Annotated in this window: 13 protein-coding genes and 1 tRNA gene; 5 read left to right on the forward strand and 9 right to left on the reverse strand. The window is 45.8% G+C overall.

Annotated features, from left to right (window positions below; all coding sequences use genetic code 11):
• Window positions 1-79: 79 nt before the first annotated feature.
• A complete protein-coding gene (locus KYK27_RS09375) occupies window positions 80-1021 on the forward strand; it encodes a hypothetical protein (protein WP_199109761.1) in 942 nt (313 codons plus the stop codon).
• Between the two features lie 799 nt (window positions 1022-1820).
• On the opposite strand, the gene cphA is transcribed toward KYK27_RS09375, so the two are convergent.
• The 9 genes from cphA to tsaD form a co-directional block, all read right to left on the reverse strand.
• Window positions 1821-4448, reverse strand: a complete 2628-nt coding sequence (gene cphA / locus KYK27_RS09380; protein ID WP_199109762.1) for a cyanophycin synthetase — start codon at window positions 4446-4448, stop codon at window positions 1821-1823.
• Between the two features lie 356 nt (window positions 4449-4804).
• Window positions 4805-4875: transfer RNA gene (locus KYK27_RS09385), tRNA-Cys, on the reverse strand.
• A gap of 129 nt (window positions 4876-5004) precedes the next feature.
• Window positions 5005-5598, reverse strand: coding sequence for a flavodoxin family protein (locus KYK27_RS09390; protein WP_199109763.1), 594 nt, complete (start codon window positions 5596-5598; stop codon window positions 5005-5007).
• 189 nt (window positions 5599-5787) lie between these two features.
• The gene (gene rpsA / locus KYK27_RS09395) at window positions 5788-7668 is read right to left on the reverse strand and encodes a 30S ribosomal protein S1 (protein ID WP_199109764.1); all 1881 of its coding nucleotides are present in this window, start codon (window positions 7666-7668) and stop codon (window positions 5788-5790) included.
• A 1213-nt stretch (window positions 7669-8881) separates the two neighbouring features.
• Complete coding sequence (locus KYK27_RS09400; protein WP_199109765.1) at window positions 8882-9382, reverse strand: HNH endonuclease; 501 nt, start codon at window positions 9380-9382, stop codon at window positions 8882-8884.
• A 79-nt stretch (window positions 9383-9461) separates the two neighbouring features.
• Window positions 9462-10241, reverse strand: coding sequence for a C40 family peptidase (locus tag KYK27_RS09405; protein ID WP_317195910.1), 780 nt, complete (start codon window positions 10239-10241; stop codon window positions 9462-9464).
• Between the two features lie 128 nt (window positions 10242-10369).
• The gene (gene smpB, locus KYK27_RS09410) at window positions 10370-10837 is read right to left on the reverse strand and encodes an SsrA-binding protein SmpB (RefSeq protein ID WP_199109766.1); all 468 of its coding nucleotides are present in this window, start codon (window positions 10835-10837) and stop codon (window positions 10370-10372) included.
• On the reverse strand, window positions 10837-11232 hold the full coding sequence (locus KYK27_RS09415; protein WP_199109767.1) for a thioesterase family protein: 396 nt from the start codon (window positions 11230-11232) through the stop codon (window positions 10837-10839). Before KYK27_RS09415 ends, smpB begins: the two co-directional genes overlap by 1 nt.
• A 69-nt stretch (window positions 11233-11301) precedes the next feature.
• Entirely contained in the window at window positions 11302-12309 is a 1008-nt protein-coding gene (tsaD, locus tag KYK27_RS09420; RefSeq protein WP_199109768.1) for a tRNA (adenosine(37)-N6)-threonylcarbamoyltransferase complex transferase subunit TsaD, read from the reverse strand.
• A gap of 78 nt (window positions 12310-12387) precedes the next feature.
• Here tsaD and KYK27_RS09425 point away from each other — a divergent pair, with 78 nt between their 5' ends.
• The 4 genes from KYK27_RS09425 to KYK27_RS09440 all read left to right on the forward strand — a co-directional run bounded on the left by KYK27_RS09425 (window position 12388) and on the right by KYK27_RS09440 (window position 18915).
• Complete coding sequence (locus KYK27_RS09425; protein ID WP_199109769.1) at window positions 12388-16860, forward strand: translocation/assembly module TamB domain-containing protein; 4473 nt, start codon at window positions 12388-12390, stop codon at window positions 16858-16860.
• A gap of 103 nt (window positions 16861-16963) precedes the next feature.
• On the forward strand, window positions 16964-17863 hold the full coding sequence (locus tag KYK27_RS09430) for a cell division protein FtsX (RefSeq protein WP_199109770.1): 900 nt from the start codon (window positions 16964-16966) through the stop codon (window positions 17861-17863).
• A 2-nt stretch (window positions 17864-17865) separates the two neighbouring features.
• Window positions 17866-18081 carry a DUF3098 domain-containing protein gene (locus KYK27_RS09435; RefSeq protein ID WP_162426898.1) on the forward strand — a complete coding sequence of 72 codons (216 nt, stop codon included), beginning with the start codon at window positions 17866-17868 and terminating at the stop codon, window positions 18079-18081.
• Window positions 18082-18915, forward strand: a complete 834-nt coding sequence (locus tag KYK27_RS09440; RefSeq protein ID WP_199109771.1) for an undecaprenyl-diphosphate phosphatase — start codon at window positions 18082-18084, stop codon at window positions 18913-18915.
• Window position 18916: the final 1 nt, after the last annotated feature.

The raw sequence follows: 18916 nt of genomic DNA on the forward strand, positions 1-18916 counted from the left end.
ATGCAAATGTTTTATATTTGATACTTTACATGTGCCGAATGTATACACCGGTCCTAAATCTAAAATATAATCTATACATATGTCAACGAACACTCCTGAGAACAGAGGGAACAGAAAACTCCTGATTGTAGGTTTTATCGTCATCCTGACCAGTATAAACGGTATTCTGCTTTACATGAATTATCAGAAAAAGGAGAAAGCTGAGGAGCAGGAAGAAGTTATCCGGGTGAAAAACACTGAACTTGAAAACCAGATCAAAGTTTACGAAGCCCTTAAAGCTGATTTTGAGCGCCAGAGCCAGGAGTTACAGGCAATGGGCCTCGAAAATGATTCGCTTGAGTCGAAAATCGCCGCTATTTCTGCTGACCTGGATCAGTTGCGTGGTTTCCGTAAAAGCAGCTATACGTTAGCCGACCAGCGCAAATTCCGCGACAGAGCACAGGCCTTTGAAAAGCAGCTTATTCAGAAGGATAAGGAAATTGCCAAACTGAAGGAAGACAACGAAGTGCTGTTTACAGAAAACACGACCCTGAAAACTACCCAGAACAAGCTTTCTGACAGCCTGACCACAATGAAGTCTACGAACCAGGATCTGACTGAAAAGGTAAAACTGGCATCACGCCTGGAGGCTCAGAACGTTAGCGTGAACATCATTAACCAGCGCGGGAAAGAGAAAGGCGACGATGACAGCGAGTACAGAGCCAAAAGGGTAGATAAGATCAAAGTTTCTTTTAAACTTGCTCAGAATGATGTAGCGCCAAAAGAGCCTAAAACAATTTATATGCGCTTAATTGAACCTGATGGAGCTGCATTGTACAATCTTTCTACGGGTTCAGGCACTTTCCAGATTGATGGGGAAGACATATATTATACTGCCAAGCGCGATATCGTATTTGACAACACGCAGCAGCAGGTAAGTTTTGTTTACGCTAAGAATGCAGCTTACAAAAAAGGCCAGCATACAATTGAGTTATACGCTGACGGTTTCCTTATTGGAAGAACTTCTTTTGTATTGAAATAACAGGTAACGAACTATAGTTATGGAAAGCCTCTGCCCTCGCAGGGGCTTTTTAGTTTTATAGCCTTCAATGCTATAGTTCCACTTTTGTCATTTCGAACAAAGTGAGAAATCTAAGTTCTATAGTTAGCTTCACTATCAACCGAACCAAGCCTTTTCTTTCATAGCTTTCTTTCATCCTGGGAGCTCAATTAACCTATCGTTTCAATCCAGCTTTGGTGCCCTCACGGCCGGGAGGCCCCGTCTTCGGGCATCGCGCTGTGTACATTTGCTTTGCTCTTAAAGTCGCAATGCCTTGCGGCACCACAAATCTACAAGGCGCTCAACCCAAAGACTGAGACGTTTCGCATAGCAACTGCTAACTATAGTTTGAAATTATAAGCTTCGAGATTGATCGGGATGATAATTCCTTAGGGACAGGTAAACCTGTCCTGATCATGAGTTGTAACTATAGAATTGTAAAGCCAACTATAGCAGTAGCGGAAAATTCCCCTCTCGGGAGGGGCAGGGGTGGGTTACAACGCAAACTATAAAACTATAGCGACCAACTATAGCATAAGGCCTAATCCTGCTAATCCTTTGATCCTGTAAATCCTGATTCAGACAAAACCTTTCAGGCCAGTTGAGTCAGGAGACTCAACACCATCGTAAATCACGAGTATAGAGACTCGCGCCAGCCTAAATATTAACCATCAAACTATAAACTCTCAAAAACTATAACCATAAAAAAGCCCCTTCTTTCAGGAAGGGGCCTTAGTCCATCGTTCACAAATTGATAGCGCTTTCTATACGTAAGTAAGATTTAATCAACTAACATTTTCCGGTCCTGGATAACTTTAAAGTGCTCCACCATTTTCACTGATTCAGAAATGTCTTCTGTAAAAATAGCAATGAAAGAACCAGGCTCAGCACGCTCAAGGGCATAGGCAATGGCGCGCATCTCTTCTGGTATAAGCTCAATCTTCACGTTGGCATTCGTATCTTCTATGCCTTGTATTAATGGCTGTGTAATCTCCTCAGCAGTCTTGCCGCGCAGGTCATTATCCAAGCGTATAATCACTTCGTCAAAAATATTTCCTGCAGCCTGTCCGAGTTCATAAAAGTCCTCGGTGCGGCGGTCTCCAACGCCTGCAATTATACCGACCTTATGCCTCACTTCCAGGCTCTCAATAAACTGGCCGATCGCTTTCAGCCCTCCTACGTTATGGGCATAGTCTACCAGCACCTCAAAATTAGGGAACTTGAACAGGTTCATTCGACCCGGAGTTTTAGCCGGCGATGGTATGAAAGTTCGAAGCGAAGTCTTGATATCCTCGATATCAAAGTGAGAAATGTAGCCCGCCAGGGTTGCTGCCAGTATATTCTCGATATTAAATCGGGCGCGTCCACCAAACGTAAGTGGCACATCTCCTACCCGGTCAACCCGCAGTTTATAGCTGTTCTTGAAAATAGAGATATACCCGTTCTCGAACACTGCTGCTAAACCGCCTTTAGCTATATGCTTTAGTATGCGCGGGTTATTTTCGTCCATACTAAAGAAGGCTACATTACAGGTTAACCCATCGGCCATAGCATATACCAGGTCATCATCAGCGTTCAGTACTGCATAGCCGTCAGGGCTCACACTTTTCGGAATAACAGCTTTTACCTGGGCTAGTTCTTCCAGTGTATGAATATCGCGAAGCCCCAGGTGGTCAGAGCTAACGTTGGTAACTATACCTATGTCACATTGCTGGAAACCAAGACCGGAACGCAGCAATCCACCGCGGGCGCATTCCAACACGGCGAAGTTTACTGTCGGGTCTTTTAGCACAAATTCAGCACTATACGAGCCGGTTGTATCGCCTTTCTCGAGCAGTTTATCCTGTATGTAAATGCCGTCAGTGGTAGTGTACCCAACCTGGTAGCCCTTATGCTTCACCATGTGGGCTATTAAACGTGTAGTGGTAGTTTTACCATTGGTTCCGGTTACAGCTATAATCGGAATACTTGCCGGCTGCCCACGCGGGAAGAGCATATCTATTACAGGTTCTGCTACGTTGCGTGGCAGTCCATAGGTTGGTGAAATGTGCATTCTGAACCCAGGAGCAGCATTCACCTCCAGCACCGCCCCACGGGCTTCGTTCAGCGGAATGGCAATGTCAGTGGTCATTACATCGATTCCGCAAATATCCAAACCTACAATGCCCGCAATTCGCTCTGCCATCAGTATGTTGTATGGGTCCACCAGGTCCGTAACATCAGTGGCTGTGCCGCCGGTGCTTATATTAGCCGTGCTTTTCAAAAACACCTCATACCCTGCTGGCACTACCGATTGTGTGGTGAGCTCATGACTTTTTAAGAGTGCCTGGGTATGCTTGTCAACCTTTATTCTTGTAAGCACCTTTTCGTGACCTATGCCTCGGCGGGGATCTTTATTCTCTTTATCGATCAGCTGTTTTATAGTTGATACCCCATCCCCGATTACCATGGCCGGCGTGCGTTTGGCCGCTGCCACGAACTTGCCGTTAATTACCAGTAACCTAAAATCGAAGCCAGTGATGTATTGCTCTACCATTACTGCCTGTGAGTACTTACGGGCCTCAATAAAGCCTTTTTTAGCATCATTCAGGTTGGTAATGTTGATAGTGGCTCCTTTGCCATGGTTTCCGTCCAGGGGCTTTATAACCAGCGGGAAACCCAGCCAGGTAATGGCACGCCTTAACTCTTCCTGTGAGTAAACTGTAGTGCCCTTCGGAACAGGTATACCGGCATCGCTCAGCATGTCTTTGGTAGCATTCTTATCACCGGCAATCTCTACGGCAAAGCAGGCTGTCCGGCAGGTCAAAGTAGCCTGTATCCGCTTCTGGTATTTCCCATAACCCAGCTGTATCAGCGAGTGCCTGTCAAGACGGATGTAGGGAATTCCGCGGCTTACCGCCTCTGAAACAATAGCATAGGTACTTGGGCCGAAATACTCATCTTCCCGTATCTCGTGCAGCCTTTCCAGGTCATCCCATAGTTTGTATTTGGCTTTCTTTATAAGCGCCTCGGTGATGCGTACGGCAGCATATGCGGCATACTCTCCTGCCCTTTCTTCCTGGTAAGAGAAAATGACATATACCTCGTGGGGATTACGGGTTGGGTAACAACGGCCGAAACCACTGTCCATACCTGCCATTGTCTGCAGTTCTAATGCCACATGCTGCACTACATGCCCCAGGGTAGTACCTTCTTCCACGGTCTTAAAAAAGCCACCCTCAACGCCCTCTGATGAGCGGTGGGACTGCATGCCGGGAAACATTTTACGGAGGCGGTTATAAAATTCAGGGAGTTGGTTCGTTAAAACATCGCTCTGCTCTTCCAGGTCCAGTTTCAGAACTATAATTTTCGGATGCTTCACAGACCAGTAGTTCGGCCCGCGCATCACGCGTAAATCAACGATTTTCATGTATCAGGTATTCGTAAGCGATTACATTTAGCGTTAAGAAGTGGTATTTCACTGAACTTGATCCGACAAGGTGTCTAAAATCAAATTGTTCATTTTAATAAGCTAAGAACAGGCTCTGTACGCCATTTCTATATCCAAGCTGGTGATATAAGTAAGTAAACATGTTTGTAAATGATAACCTGATTACGAAGAAATGGCACAAAAGATTAATCTGAACAGGAATATTGATGCTATTTCTGAGGACTTTGGTTTAACTGCCAGATACAGAAAAAGATACTATGTGAAGTAACGGATTAAAGAGATGGGCTGTAAAACAAAACGCCCCGGTCGTTTTCACAACCGGGGCGTTTAATAAGAGGTAACGAGCGGATTCGAACCGCTGTAGCAGCTTTTGCAGAGCTGAGCCTAGCCACTCGGCCACGTTACCCTGTTATTGGGTGTGCAAATATACACAGAGTTGTATGCTTGTCAAACTATAAGCGCAAGAAATTTTATATAACTGTACTAAGTCAGGCCTTATCAGCTAGTTAGATTTTTATAGCCGTACCAATACCTACTAAGCTTCTTTCTCCTGTTTGCTATATTTCTTCAATTGCTCCACCATTTTCTTGGCGGTTGCACTATAATCAGTTTTATACTTCGCCATTAACTCCTCCCGCGTCGTTTCGGCACTCTTCTTCTGCTTCTCCCACAGCACCGATAATGTTGCGAAAGGTGGCAACAGTATACCTATGGCATTGTAAAAGTTACTGATATTGGCAATAATATGCTGGGCTCCGTCCGAATCACCGGTAATTACAATACCGCCGGTTTTACCACTCAGCCTCGACTCCTGTCCTTCCAGTATTTCATCGTGCAATTCATCCAGTCGTTCAATCACCTTTTGTATTTCCGATGACTGATTATTCCACCAGATGGGAGTAGCTAAAATGATGATATCGGATTCCAGCACTTTCTGAAGTATACCCGGCCATTGATCTCCTGAACCCATGTTACTGTACGTTCCCGGTAGTATTGTATGCTCTACCAGCTTAATAATTGTACAGTCTATGCCGTGCTCCTTTAAAACTGAAGAAAGAAACTCTGACAAAACTTCAGTATTAGAAAGGCCTTCTTTTTTCAGCGTTCCCAGGAGAATAACTGCTTTCATAAGTAGAGCCGATTGAGTTGCTACTAAGCTCTTTAACTATAACACATAGATTAAGTTATGCTCCGGGTTACATACCTGCAGCCAAAGAGAGTAATGTCATCATTATATACTTTAAGAAGAACCACTTTGGTTAAAAACAAAAAGGCCCCGGATTGCTCCGGGGCCTTTCATTATAGGACAGGCTTAAAATTAAGCGTTGTTCTCTTCTTCAGATGCTTCTTCGTCAGAACCTTTAGACTTCTTTGCAGCAGCCTCCAGTTTCTTAACGCCAGCCTCTTTCTCGTTGTCCATCATCTTCTCTTTCAGAGCAGACAGTGCATCCAGGTCACCTAAAGTAGACTTGTCAGCTTCTTTCTGAACTTTTGGAGCTTTCTCTTTCTTCTCGCCTGTAGCAGCAGGAGCTTTCTTAGTAGCCTTAGCTACACGGGCAGCATCAGCGCTCTCAGTGTGCGTAGATGTATGAGAAAGGATGATCTTACGATCTTCTTTAGAGAATTCAGTTACTCTGAAGTCAAGGCTTTCACCTGCTTCAACCTGAGAACCGTCTTCTTTAGTTAAGCCTTTAGGGAAAGCAAAACCTTCGATACCGTAAGGTAACTCAAGTACTGCACCACGCTCAGACTTCTCAAGAACTGAAGCTTTGTGAACTGAGCCTACATTGAATACAGATTCAAAAGTATCCCAAGGGTTCTCTTCAAGCTGCTTATGACCTAATGCAAGTCTTCTGTTAGGAACATCAAGCTCCAGAACAACTACATCAAGGTTTTCACCAACTTTAACGAACTCAGACGGATGCTTGATCTTCTTAGTCCAGGAAAGGTCAGAAACGTGTACCAGACCGTCAACACCTTCTTCAAGCTCAAGGAACAGACCGAAGTTTGTCAGGTTACGAACAACACCAGTGTGCTTAGTGCCTACTGCATATTTCGTTAACACATCTTCTTTTGTCCAAGGATCTTCAGTAAGCTGCTTAATGCCCAGAGACATTTTACGCTCTTCTCTGTCTAAAGTCAATACAACTGCTTCAACCTCGTCGCCTTGCTTAATGAAGTCTTGTGGGTTGCGCAGGTGCTGAGACCATGACATTTCAGAAACGTGGATAAGACCTTCTACACCTGGCATAAGCTCAAGGAACGCGCCGTAATCAGCAACATTAACGATCTTACCTTTAACACGTGAACCAACTTCGATCTCAGCTGGAAGAGCATCCCACGGATGTGGAGTAAGCTGCTTCATACCAAGAGAGATACGCTTCTTGTCTTCATCAAAGTCAAGAACTACGATCTGTACTTTCTGGTCAAGCTGCAATACTTCTTCCGGGTGGTTGATACGTCCCCATGAAATATCTGTAATGTGAAGCAGACCGTCTACGCCACCAAGGTCGATGAACACACCGAAGTTTGTCATGTTCTTGATAACACCTTCCAGAACCTGACCTTTTTCCAGGTTGTTCAGGATGGCTGCACGCTGCTGCTCCAGGTCTTTCTCGATAAGTACTTTGTGAGATACAACCACGTTGTCGAAAGCGGCGTTGATTTTCACAACTTTCACTTCCATTTTCTTACCTACAAACACATCGAAGTCGCGGATTGGCTTAACATCGATCTGAGAACCTGGTAAGAACGCTTCAACACCGTAAAGGTCCATGATAAGACCACCTTTGGTTCTTCTCTTAACGATACCTTCCAGAATGTTATCATTCTCAAGTGCATCGTAGATTTTAGCCCAGGCAGAAACTATTTTTGCTTTCTTACGGGATAAGATAAGCTGGCCGTTTGGATCTTCCTGGTCTTCAATAAATACTTCAACTTCGTCACCGATTTTCAGATCAGGTAGATCTCTGAATTCTGAAGTAGCAACTAAGCCATCTGATTTGAAACCGATGTTCAGGATCACGTCACGATCAGTGATACCAACAACTGTTCCTTTAACAACCTCCTGCTCCTGTACGGTAGTCAGGGTGTCGTCATACATTTTTTCCATTTCAGCGCGGTCTTCTTTGCTGTAGCCGCCACCAAAACCTTGAGACTCAAACTTGTCCCAATCGAAATTTTCTGGAGAATTACTCATATTGTTTTGCTGCTCTGGAATAGCCATCAGCCTAGAGCAATGGGCTGATTTGGTTTAGTTTTACATTTCCTGCTGATTTACAGGACCATTCACCTGAATGAGCCGCAAAAGTAACTCTTTTTCAGATTAAAAACCAGCGCTAATCAGGGAAACTATAAAGTAAAGTAGCAGAGGTTGTTACAGTATGAGGGAATGTCAGTTAAATGTGGGTCGTATGAGCAGGGATTAATGGGGATTTAATGAATCTAAAGGGTTACCTCATCTCAGCTTTTCACTAAAAACTGCATAAGGGACTTGGCTATAGTCTGTTTTATAGTTTACAGTATTACCCTACCCTTACCCCTCCCAAGAGGGGATTCTGTTACTGCTATAGTTGATGTTATTGTTCTATAGTTGCTGTAATTTAAGTGTTCTTCGCTGGCGCGGGTTTGCAACCTGTGTCTACCTATGGTGTTGGGTTTGTAACTCAACTGGCCCGGCAGGGACAGGAATTGTCTGAATCAGGATTTACAGGATCAAAGGATTGGCAGGGTTGGGCTTTTGTTATAGTTGGTGGCTATAGTTCTATAGTTTCGGTATTAACCCACCCCTGCCCCCTCCCGAGAGGGGAATTTCGGTTATAGTCATAGTTGAAGCTATAGTTTTAAAGTTGTCGTCTTAACACCCCTGTAGTCCCCTCAAGGGGACAATAGTTGCTGTAGCTATAGTTAGGGTTATAGTTCTATAGTTCGCGTTTTGTCATCCCCCTACCCCCTTCAAAGGGGGACTTTATGCTGCAGCGTCGCCTACTGTCATTTCGACCAGTGGGAGAAATCTGGATCTGCGCTAGTAACAGTCCTTCGCTGTTTCGGACATCCTTGTGCGAAACCTACCTGCTGCGGACGTCCACTTCCGCGTTACACCAGTTGTTATAGTTGGGAGAAAGGGTGTTGACAGCAGATGCTCATTCGGACACAGAAGTCAGAAAAAAACATCAGAGTTAGCTACCTATAGTTGCTGTTATAGAGCTATAGTTTCAGCTCCATCACGGCCCTTTTTTCGATCTACCTCTTTAGTTTCTGGTGTGCGCAACAGGCATAATGGCGAAGGTAGTCCTAAATCTTCTAATTATACTTATCACCTATAGTTACACTTTATCTCAACAAACTGTAGACGCTGACTAACTATAACTTATATAATCAAAACTAAATATTTTAGTAGCGCTATAGTTATACTATTCTTTCACTCCAAGGTAGGTTCCCCAATCCTGGTTATACAAATTGAGGTGCATTTTAAGGAAATACTGAAGTGATGGTTTAATAGGTTTACGGAGTAATTTCAGGCCTGCTTCTTCAGGCGTGCGGTCGCCTTTGCGGGTGTTGCAGCGCGAGCAGGCAGTTACCAGATTCAACCAGTTGCTCCCTCCTCCCCTGGACCTCGGAAGCAGGTGATCTAAGGTCAGGTTTTTAACAGTGCCGCAGTACTGGCAGGTATAGTTGTCGCGGCGCATAATGTTATGGCGACTCAGGGCAATTCCATAGTAGGGCACATGCACATAGCGCTGCAACCGGATAACTGATGGAACAGGATATACTTTGGTGATGGTGCGTAATTGTTCTTCAGACTTTGTGACCATTTCAGCTTTATCGAGGTAAACCAGCAGAAAGGCCTTATGCACCGAGCAAACAGCAATGGCGCTAAAGTCCTGGTTCAGGATGAGAACTTTATCTTTCATAGGGTGCAACTGTACTAAACAATAAGCTTCTACGGAAAAACCTGTTAGCTTACGGTACTGCTGCAGAAATATTTATGCCCTATGCCTGAAAAATACGCTTGATAATGCGGAGTTTATGAGAGTAACGCTTGCGTTCTGCGTTGTAAATGCCATTGTGGTCCAGGGAATCGATGCGCACCTCACTGCTGGCATGTATGATCTTCTGGTCTTCTAAAAGGATGCCTACATGTATAATGCGGCCTTCCTCGTTATCAAAAAAGGCGAGGTCGCCGGGCTGTGTCTGGTTTACAAAATGCACTTCTTCACCACTCGTTACCTGCTGGTAAGCATCGCGCGGGAGCTGAACACCGCAGATGCCATATACCTGCTGGGCAAATCCGGAACAATCTATCCCGAACACCGATTTGCCACCCCATAGGTAAGGAGCTTTCATAAAGTTGTGGGCTACTTTTACTAACTGGGCTATAGTTGCTTCAGATTCCGGGTTGGATGCCCGGCCATTGTACAGGTAAGTTTTATCGCCTACCCGCACGTTCATGCCATCAAAAAAAGGCAAATAACACCCAATGCCCACCGGAATACGCTCATCTGCATTGCTGATGATCTGCACCAGGTCCATAGAACGCGGATGCCGGGCCTGTATCCACTCCTGGTAATACGCTGCAGACACGGTAGTGTGCTGATTTGCGTCTATCCAGCCCTGGTAGCCATCTGTGGCTAGTTGAATGCGCAGCCATTTATCCTGACGGCTGATGATCTCATAGCACTCCCCAAAGAGCACCTGCGTTACCAGCTCCGCTTTATTAGATGGTTCGGCGCGCATCGGCACCAGGCTCAGCAAACTTATTCCGTAGTCCACTCCTTATAAAATTAAAAATGATAAATTAAAAATTAGAAATGACTCATATTATTTAAACAGAAAAGAGCCACTTAGTGTGGCCCTAATTTCTAATTTTTAATTTTTAATTCATAATTGCGCGTTAGCGCTTAATAGCCGCTTCGGTCCATTTCGCGCTTCACGTCTTTTTCTTTGATGTCCTGGCGCTTATCGTATAGTTTCTTACCGCGGGCAAGAGCAACTTCTACTTTGGCAAAGCCGCGGTCGTTTATAAAAACCCGGGTTGGGATGATGGTTACGCCCTGCTCCTCCGCTCCTTTCTCGAGCTTTTTCAGTTCTTTTTTGTTCAGAAGTAGCTTTCGGGCGCGCATGGGTTCGTGATTATAGTGCGTACCTTCGGTGTAGGTAGAGATATGCGTGTTGTGCAGCCATAGCTCCCCGTTCTGGAAGATGCAGTACCCATCCTGCATGTTCACTTTGCCTTCGCGTATCGATTTGATCTCGGTACCCTTCAGCATTACACCGGCGGTATACTTATCCAGGAACTGGTACTCGAAGGAAGCCCTGCGGTTAACGATGTTTACGTGTTTCTTTATTCTATCCTTGTCTTTAGCCATTATGCTATCTTAGGTGCCAAAACTTTGGCTAATTTTTCTTTTTTCAAAATTTTCTGACCGGTTTCTCCGTCAGCTACCAACCTGTCGCCTACTCTTGCTTCGAAGCTACATACCACATTATTCCCGGTTACTTCTGAAAGCACCGCTTTTATAGTTATAGCTTCACCTTCAAAAGCAGGGCTTTTATGATTGATAGTCAGAAAGGTACCTATTCCTTCTTCATCTGATTCTTTCATCTCCAACACAAACAATCTGCCTGCCCATTCCGCAGCTTGCGCCAGCGAAAATGTTGAACAAACCGCATGCACCAGGCCATCCTCAAAACGCGCAAAATCAGCAGCAGTTACAAGCTTCTGGTATACTTTGGCATCGCCTATCTGGAAAGGTACCTTCATAGTTGATTGTTTGTCTGAATCAGGATTTACAGGATTAATAGATTTTCAGGATTCTATATTCGAACCAAACTATAGTTTCATCCTAGGATCCGGGCTGGCGTACTGGGTTGCAAAGTCGCCTTTAAGATACTGGTAATGAGCAGTCATGGCTATCATAGCTGCATTATCGGTGCAATACTGAAAGGCCGGTATGTATACGTTCCAGCTATAACGCTTAGCGTAGTCCTGAAGCGTAGCCCGAAGGCCCGAATTGGCAGATACGCCACCGGCAATGGCCACCTCTTTTATACCCAGGTCCTTGGTGGCCTGCACTACTTTCTTCAGCAAGGTCTTAATTAAGGTATACTGCACACTGGCGCAAATATCATTTATGTTTTCCTGTACAAAGTTCGGGTTCTCTTTCGTTCTATCTCTCAGGAAGTATAACACCGACGTTTTGATACCGCTGAACGAGTAGTCGTAGCCGGGCATGTTACCAACCGGGAACTCGAACGCATTCGGGTTGCCTTGTGCAGCAGCCTTATCGAGCATCGGTCCACCGGGGTAAGGCAGCCCCAGCATTTTGGCAGTCTTATCAAACGCCTCTCCTACGGCATCGTCGGTAGTTTGCCCGATGATCTCCATATCCAAGTGGTCTTTCACTAAAACGATCTGGGTGTGGCCGCCGCTAACGGTCAGGCACAGGAACGGGAAATTCGGTTTTGGGTCATCTATAAAATGAGCCAGGATGTGCGCCTGCATGTGGTTTACATCTATCAGCGGGATGTTTAAACCCAGGGCAAACGACTTGGCAAAAGTGCAGCCTACCAGCAAGGCACCTAAAAGGCCGGGGCCGCGCGTAAAAGCTACTGCACTTAACTCATTTTTAGTTACATTTGCTGTGTTCAGAGCTTCGGTTACAACAGGAATAATATTTTGCTGGTGTGCTCTCGAAGCAAGTTCTGGTACTACGCCGCCATACTTTTCGTGTATGGCCTGAGTAGCAATTATATTCGACAACACTTTGCCGCCGCGTATAACGGCTGCTGAGGTCTCGTCGCAGGAAGATTCAATAGCTAAAATTGTAGGTTCGGTCATCTTTTGGAAAAAGAACAGTCCATAAATTACTTCAAAGTTATAGGAAAAGCACTACTTCACACAGTTTTAGAGCTTTTCATGTTGCTTTTGCTGCTATTTATAGCTGTATTCTTTGCTATCCGCATCCCGGCCGTTCAAACCCACATCGCCCAGCGTGCTGCTACCTGGCTCTCAGAAGCTACAAAGCATGATGTAAGTGTAGGCCGTGTTGATATCGAGTTTTTCAGTAATGTGATACTGGAGCAGGTACAGATCCGCGATTATAAACAGAACGAGCTTTTCTATATTGGCCGCATCGAAGCAGATATTGCGGCTTTCTCAATTCTGCACCCGAACTCGCTCAGTATTGCCACCCTGGAGTTGCAGGAGCCTCGCGCCAACCTGGTTTACTACAAGGGTTCTGATACCCTTAATGCCGGCGCTTTCTTTAGTGCCCTTGGCGAACTGTTTGTAAAAGATACCACCAAAGTTTCCAAGCCTTTTAAGTTCGACCTTGCTGCCCTGATTATAAAGAACGGCCGCTTTACTTATGACGACTTTAACAAGCCACCTGCCCAGCATGGCATGGATTACGCTCACCTGACGGTGGATAGCATCTACGGTCATTTTGATGAGCTCGTACTGGCCGATACACTGAAAGCAAACATCACCAACTTCAGCGCCATCGAGAAAAGGTCGGATACACACCTGCGCCGCCTCGATACTAAAATGACTTATGCCGCAACGTTCTGGGAGTGGGCTGACCTGGACCTGAGGGTACAGGATAGTAATGTCCGGGATTTTGTGCGTTTCGATTTTAACCGGTTTAAGTACTTTACCAGTTTTAACGACAGCGTAACCATGACCGCCAACCTCCGCGACTCTTATGTGTACGCGAAGGACATCTCTAAATTCACGACGCTACTGAAAGACTATGAAGACGAGGAGATCCAGGTCAACTCGATCAACTATAAAGGAAAGGTCTCCAATTTCAGTGCCGACAGCGTGGACCTGGAATATGGGCAGAACACGCATATAGTTGGAAGCATCAGTGCCGATGGCTTACCAAACGTTAAAGAGACCTTTGCCAACCTGAAACTGAAGCCATCAACTATAGATGCCGACGATATTAAGCAGTTCCTGCCACGTAATGCTTATGAGGTTGTAGACAGGCTGGGCACCGTTAAACTGGATGGCCGCTTCCTGGGCTTTTATAACGACTTTGTAGCCAACGGTAGTTTTGCAACAGCACTGGGCAATGTACGATCTGACATTAACCTGAAAATAGACGACGACAAACGCACCTCTTCTTATAAAGGATTTGTAAGCACCAATGGCTTTAACCTGGGCAAACTCATCAACCGCACCGATCTTCTCACAACTATATCGATGAGCGGCCAGGTGGCAGGTTCCGGCTTTACCCTGGAAGATGCCAACGTGGATGTGGATGCAACTATAAACCAACTGAACTTTAAGAACTATAACTACCAGAACATTGTAGCGAACGGAAACCTGAGTCGGCAGAAGTTTATAGGACAGGTTTCTATCAACGACCCTAACCTGGTATTCGATGCTGATGGCGAGGTTTACCTGTCAAGCGATAACCAGTCCTTTAACATGGTCGCCAATTTACAGAAAGTAGACCTGCAAGCGCTCCGGTTCTCAAAAGAGCCATTAACCATAAGTGCCAATGCCAATCTTAACTTTAAAGGTCTGCGCCTGGATGACTTTGTAGGGATAGCCAGTTTCGACAGTGCAACTATAAACTATAAAGGCAAAGAGCTGGCGCTGGACTCCCTCTACATTAACTCTGAAATTGTAGAAGGACAGCGTGCCCTGAACCTGGTTTCGGATATGCTAACCCTGCAGGTAGACGGTGACTTTAACTATAGCACCCTGATTGCAGACCTGGACCAACTGGCCCACGAATACAAACTGAACTTTGAAAGCAACGACCCGGTAACGCAGGCCTACTACCGAAACAAGTCCGGAGCTCCCGCCAATGAGTACAGCCTGAACTATAAACTATACCTGAAAGATGTAAGTCCTTTGCTGGAACTGGTTGTACCGCAACTAAGCATTTCGCAGAACACAAACGTGGAAGGCTCGTTCCGACATGGCAATACGGTGATAGCAACGATGTTCGGAACGATAGATACCCTCTCCTACGACGCCTATAACCTGTATCGCAATACATTTGATATCACCTCATCCAAACTGCAACAAAGCCCGGATGTACTGGCAAGTATCATTTACACCTCGGAAGAGCAGTTGCTGCCAACAGCCGGCAGAACCCGCGACTTTTACCTGGAAGGTATCTGGAGTGAGCGTAAAATCGATTTTGCGACCAGCGTACGCCAGCCTGAGTTTAATAACCGCGCCACCATTACCGGCGACCTTAACTTTTTAGAAAACCAGATTCAGCTCGTATTTGATAAGTCGAACATTATTCTGCGCGACATGCCGTGGGCTTTTATACCGGGCAATACCATCGTTATCGGGGATGCGGGCAAAAGCTTCGACTTCGAAAATTTCGCAATCACCAACAAGGAACAGGTTATCCGGGCGCTCGGCTCCATTTCTGAAGACCCCAACAGCAAGCTTACGTTACATGTAGAACAGTTCGACCTGCGCAACCTGAATACCCTGATGACTGAGAAAATTGCCGGTACGCTCAGCGGAGAGGTAGTGGCACAAGACATCTACAACCGCGCCTTACTGAACATAAATGCCAAGGTAGACTCTTTTTTACTGGATGACTTCCTGATCGGTGATATATCGGGCAAAGCGGACTGGAACAACGCTATCAAGCAGATGGTAGTAGATGTGGGCATTGACCGGAATAATAAAAAGGTGCTCACCGTAACCGGCAACTATAACCCGAATGCTGTTGATGACCAGTTGGACCTGCTTGCCGTAATGGACCAGGCCCAGCTTAAAATGGTGGAGCCACTCCTTAAGCCTATTCTCACTGATCTGCAGGGCGACCTGGAAGGACGTGTGCGTATACTCGGTCAGCTGACTGCCCCTATACTCAAAGGTTCTGTAATGGTATCTAACGGGCAATTTAAATTTGATTACCTGAACACCACCTACCGCTTCAACGATCGCGTCTACCTTGGGCCAAACAGCATCAGCTTCCGGAACGCGCAGTTAAAAGACCTGTTTGGCAACACAGCTACTGTTACCGGCGGTATTGCCCATGACGGATTCTCAAATATGGTAATAGACCTGAGTGCCCGTTACCGCAACTTCATGATCCTGAACACCACTGCCGAGCAGAACGAACTATACTACGGAACGGCTTTCGGAACAGGAACTGCCAGCGTACTGGGTCCGGTAGAAAACCTGCGCATAAACGTAGATGCCCGCAGCGAAGAAAACACACGACTTGTAATACCGTTGGATAACCAGGAAAGTGTAGCCCGCAAGGATTTCATAAAGTTCCTGACCCGCACCCCGGATAGCCTGGCTCTGGCTGTAGATGACCAGAAAGTAGATCTCTCGGGTATTAACATGAACTTTAACCTGGATGTGACCGACGATGCCTATTTCGAGATCATTATTGACAGAACAACCGGCGACGTAATTCGTGGTTCAGGTAACGGCGATATCCGGATGACCATAGATACGCGCGGCGACTTTAACATGTATGGTGTGTTTGAGATAACCAAAGGTGCCTATAACCTGAATTTGCTGGAGGGATTGGTGACCCGTGAATTTAACGTACAGCCGGGCAGCACTATCACCTGGAACGGCGATCCCCTGGGTGGCGTCATGAACATAACCGGGCATTATAAGCAGATGGCCTCGCTTACAGACTTTACACCTCAGTCAGGTCCCAATTCATTACAAGGGCGGTACCCGGTAACTGCGATTATTGAGCTGGATGGCCCGCTCCTGACACCGCAGATAGAATTAGGACTGAATTTTGACGAGGTACCACAGACTGCTGAGACCGAATTACTGACCAGCTCCATTAAAAACGACGAAGCCGAACTGAACCGACAGGTATTTAGCCTGATGGTATTAGGCAGATTATCGCCGCAGGGTACATTTAGCACTCTGGATGCCGGAAGCACAGCCGTAGGTGGTAGTTTAGGTAGTTTATTATCGGGGCAGCTGAGTAATTTCCTGAATAGTATAGACAGCAACCTCGAAATAGACATTGGCTTAGGAAACATTAACCAGGATGCGCTTTCGTCGTTGCAGGTGCGTTTAAGCTATTCGTTTTTCCAGGGCAGGCTGCGTGTAACCAGTGAGGCCGGTTTAGGCAACAGCAACCTGGCCGGAACTACAAAAGACAACGGTTACCAGGGCGACTGGTCGCTGGAGTACTATATTACAAAGAGTGGCGAATTGCGCGGGCGCATAGAATACAGTACGATACCACGCGGCCTCATAGACAGTAGAGGCAGAACCAATAGGCAAAGTTTCAGTTTGCTGCATACCAAGCGCTTCGATAACCTGAAAGAGCTGTTTATGAGCAACCGCCGCCAGCGGAGGCTGGAAGAACAGGAACGGCAACAGATCATCCTCGACTCGGACCCACGGCTGAACCTGGAACAATAAAATTAAAGCCCTGCCAGTTACTTGTGCAGGGCTTTTTGTTTTAGAACCAACTCCTTTCCTGATTTTTAAAATATATTCCTAATTTTGTATGGAAGGAGTACCTATGGCAAAGCAACACAGATCAGTTAAAAAGAAGAAGCTCGGGAATTACCCACATACGATGGTGGTGTTCAGTATCTCACTTGCCCTGTTCGTGATCGGGCTATTTGGATTACTGCTCATACATGCTGGTAAGTTATCCGAGAAGGTAAAAGAAAGCATTGAAATGCAACTATACCTGGACAAGAACCTGACAGGCGTGCAACTGGCAAACATCCAGAAAAAATTAGCTGCCAAGGAATATGTGGCTATAAAAGGCGATACAGCCCAGGTACGTTTTGTATCGAAAGAGGAAGGTGCCAAGCAGTTCCTGGAAACGACCGGCGAAGACTTTACATCCTTTTTAGGGGAGAATCCGCTACGTGATGCCTACGTGCTGAACATTAAAGCTGAAAACACGACCCCCGTGCTTATGAAAGGCATACAAAATGACCTGGAAGGCGTGGAAGGCGTTTTTGAGGTGCAGTATGTCGAATCCAGTTTTATCGATTCTATCAACACCAACATCCAGAAGGTTAGTATTATACTGCTTGGCTTTGCAGCTATACTGCTGGTGGTAGTTACGATACTGATCAATAACACTATAAAGCTGGCCTTGTACTCGCAGCGCTTCCTGATCAGGAGCATGCAGTTGGTGGGTGCTACCGGTTACTTTATACAGCGTCCGTTCCTGAACCGTGCCGCCTGGCAGGGCGTCGTGAGTGGAATTATTGCCTCTGTCCTATTATTTGCGCTGATGCAATATGCTTATACTGAGATAGAAGAACTAAAAGAGCTTCGTAACGACGAACAAACCTACATCCTGATGGGTGCGCTGCTCGTAATTGGCTGCATTATCGGTTTCCTAAGCTCATTCCGCGCGGTGCGTAAATACCTGCGCCTTTCACTTGACGAACTATACTAACAATGGAAAATAAAGACAGACTTGCCTTTGGCAGGAAAAATTACATCCTGATGCTGGTTGGCATTGTGGTACTGGCTATCGGCTTCATCATCATGACGCTGGATACCGAACAGTATGGACTTGGCTTTATGGGTATCACCCTGGGTCCTATAGTTGTAATGGCCGGATTCATCATCGAGTTTTTTGCCATCCTTATCAAAGACAAAAACCACGAGTAAATGAGCGTTTGGCAGGCTATTATCTTAGCCATTATTGAAGGACTTACCGAATTTTTACCTATTTCCTCTACCGGCCACATGATCATCGCATCGGCCCTGATGGGAATAAACGAATTACCGATCACGAAGATCTTTACCGTAAACATACAATTCGGGGCCATCCTGTCGGTAGTAGTACTGTACTGGAGGCGTTTTCTGCAGAGCTGGAATTTTTACCTGAAACTGTTGATCGCTTTTATTCCTGCTGCCATAATCGGATTTGCTTTAGGTGATATTATAGATGCCATGCTGGAGAGTGTGGTGATTACGGCTATAATGCTGGTACTTGGTGGTGTGGTACTCTTGTTTGTAGATAAATGGTTTGCGTTCTCTGAAAAGACGTCTGTAAACTATAAAAATGCTTTCCTGATCGGTCTGGCGCAATGTGTGGCCATGATACCTGGCGTATCGCGTTCGGCGGCATCTATAGTTGGCGGTATGGCACAGGGCATCGACCGTAAAACTGCTGCGGAGTTCTCTTTCTTTTTAGCAGTACCCACTATGCTGGCGGCTTCTACTTACAAGCTTCTGACAGACCTGCTGCAACTGGAAATCTCGGACCTACTTAAGTTTGACCTGGTTAAGATCCGGAATAGCTTTGACATTATCACCGCTGATGATCTGCAACTGTTACTTGTTGGTAATTTTGTAGCCTTTATAGTTGCTATGATCGCCATCCGGTTCTTTATCAGCTTCCTGACAAAGTACGGCTTTAAAATGTTTGGCTATTACCGTATAGCTTTAGGTGTGGTACTGCTGGCGCTCCTGGCATTGGGTGTTGATTTAAGAGTTTAAA

The sequence above is a fragment of the Pontibacter populi genome, from assembly GCF_019336435.1.
Lineage (GTDB): Bacteria > Bacteroidota > Bacteroidia > Cytophagales > Hymenobacteraceae > Pontibacter > Pontibacter humidus.

Bases quoted from the DNA above. Each gene is read 5' to 3' on its own strand.
- KYK27_RS09375 (WP_199109761.1), top strand. From the start codon at position 80: ATGTCAACGAACACTCCTGAGAACAGAGGGAACAGAAAACTCCTGATT.
- cphA (WP_199109762.1), bottom strand. From the start codon at position 4,448: ATGAAAATCGTTGATTTACGCGTGATGCGCGGGCCGAACTACTGGTCT.
- KYK27_RS09390 (WP_199109763.1), bottom strand. From the start codon at position 5,598: ATGAAAGCAGTTATTCTCCTGGGAACGCTGAAAAAAGAAGGCCTTTCT.
- rpsA (WP_199109764.1), bottom strand. From the start codon at position 7,668: ATGAGTAATTCTCCAGAAAATTTCGATTGGGACAAGTTTGAGTCTCAA.
- KYK27_RS09400 (WP_199109765.1), bottom strand. From the start codon at position 9,382: ATGAAAGATAAAGTTCTCATCCTGAACCAGGACTTTAGCGCCATTGCT.
- smpB (WP_199109766.1), bottom strand. From the start codon at position 10,837: ATGGCTAAAGACAAGGATAGAATAAAGAAACACGTAAACATCGTTAAC.
- KYK27_RS09415 (WP_199109767.1), bottom strand. From the start codon at position 11,232: ATGAAGGTACCTTTCCAGATAGGCGATGCCAAAGTATACCAGAAGCTT.
- tsaD (WP_199109768.1), bottom strand. From the start codon at position 12,309: ATGACCGAACCTACAATTTTAGCTATTGAATCTTCCTGCGACGAGACC.
- KYK27_RS09425 (WP_199109769.1), top strand. From the start codon at position 12,388: ATGTTGCTTTTGCTGCTATTTATAGCTGTATTCTTTGCTATCCGCATC.
- KYK27_RS09430 (WP_199109770.1), top strand. From the start codon at position 16,964: ATGGCAAAGCAACACAGATCAGTTAAAAAGAAGAAGCTCGGGAATTAC.
- KYK27_RS09435 (WP_162426898.1), top strand. From the start codon at position 17,866: ATGGAAAATAAAGACAGACTTGCCTTTGGCAGGAAAAATTACATCCTG.
- KYK27_RS09440 (WP_199109771.1), top strand. From the start codon at position 18,082: ATGAGCGTTTGGCAGGCTATTATCTTAGCCATTATTGAAGGACTTACC.